Source organism: Dysgonomonas sp. ZJ709, assembly GCF_011039195.1.
Classification (GTDB): Bacteria; Bacteroidota; Bacteroidia; order Bacteroidales; family Dysgonomonadaceae; genus Dysgonomonas.
Genome location: NZ_JAAKEM010000075.1, coordinates 1 through 1,472 on the forward strand (window position 1 = coordinate 1; position 1,472 = coordinate 1,472).

Genomic DNA, 1,472 nt, shown 5'->3' on the forward strand with positions numbered 1-1,472 from the left:
AGATATTAGTAGCCAAGGGTAGGAAGGTTTAATAAATTCTACTTATAATCAATAAGTATTTCTTGTAATCGTTTTCTAGCAAAGAATATACGGCTTTTGACTGTTCCTACAGGAAGTTCCATCATTTCAGCTATTTCAAGATATCTGTATCCTGAGAAGTGCATGGAAAAAGGTGTTTTGTATTGTTCATCCAAACTATGGATAGCTTTTATTATCTCTGAATAAGCATAATCGCTTTCAGAGTTATTGAACGCTGAGTTTTGAGGCAAATTCAACAGGAGTAAATTATCCGTATGATCCAAAATCGTTTTTTGACGTAAGGCCTGACGATAATTATTCACAAATATATTGTGCATAATCGTAAATACCCATCCTTTAAAATTAACATTGTCGTAATATTTATCAAAATTACCCAATGCTTTGAGAATAGTTTCCTGACAGAGATCTCTGGCGCTATTTTTATTCGTGGTAAGCATTAAAGCATAATTATGCATATGATTCTGTAAACCGACTAAACTATCTTCCATCTTTTTTGAAGACAGGCTCTGGATTATCGGTATGGTTTCTTTGGGTAAAATCTTTAATATTTGCATAAACTTGTAATTTTTAAATCAGAGTATTTCTAAGATGTAAATTTACAGGTTCTGACCCCAAAGAAGTTATATAATCAACTTAAAAAATTGCATAATTCATAGATTATCAAATACTTTCGAGATTTGCCCTGCGTTTTCGTTTGAGATTTTTAAAAAAAGTAGGGGTTAATCCGGTTATCTTTTTAAATTGGTGGGATAGATGGGCGACACTGCTGTAATGTAATTTAAAAGCTATTTCGGTCAGATTTAACTCGTCATATATGATTAGCTCTTTGACTTTCTCTATTTTGTGTACTATCATGAAGTGTTCGATGGTACAACCTTCCGCTTCCGAAAAAAGAGTGGCGAGATAGGTATAGTTATAACCTAATTTATCACTCAGGTAATCAGACAAATTTGTCTTTATCTCTTCATCGGAATAATGTACCAGATTAATAATTATGGTTTTGATGTGTTCTATAAGGATCGCTTTCTTATCATCTATCAGTTCTAATCCGGCTTTACTTAAAGCAACTTTTATCTGCTCTTGTTGTTGTGGCGAAATATTCTCTAGAATATCTATTTCCCCTAAGTTCACTGAGATATAATGAAGCCCTAACTTTTTCAGTTCATCTATTACATACATTTTACATCGGCGGCTGACCATGTATTTTACATATAACTTTTCGCCCATATACTGAAATATTGAATTAGTCTTTTAACCCTAAGTAAAGATAGGGAATACTATCCGGAAATCCATGCAACTATTGTTCTTATTGAAAACTGCTAATGAAATTTAGGTATATTCGGGTTAGATCCGTATGCTGTTACTTCGATTTGATTAGGTCACATAGGAATTTAAACACTCTCTAACTAAATACTGATGAGTGCTTAAATATT

At 32.5% G+C, this 1,472-nt stretch carries 2 protein-coding genes; both read right to left on the bottom strand.

Translation table 11 applies throughout. From position 1 onward, the window contains the following. Nucleotides 1-38: 38 nt before the first annotated feature. The gene (locus G7Y56_RS18390) at nt 39-542 is read right to left on the bottom strand and encodes an RNA polymerase sigma factor (RefSeq protein WP_370457723.1); all 504 of its coding nucleotides are present in this window, start codon (nt 540-542) and stop codon (nt 39-41) included. A 157-nt stretch (nt 543-699) separates the two neighbouring features. After that, entirely contained in the window at nt 700-1,266 is a 567-nt protein-coding gene (locus G7Y56_RS18395) for an AraC family transcriptional regulator (RefSeq protein WP_255498817.1), read from the bottom strand. Nucleotides 1,267-1,472 lie beyond the last annotated feature (206 nt).

Excerpts from the sequence above, each read along its gene's own strand:
- G7Y56_RS18395 (WP_255498817.1), bottom strand. The coding sequence starts at position 1,266 with ATGGGCGAAAAGTTATATGTAAAATACATGGTCAGCCGCCGATGTAAA.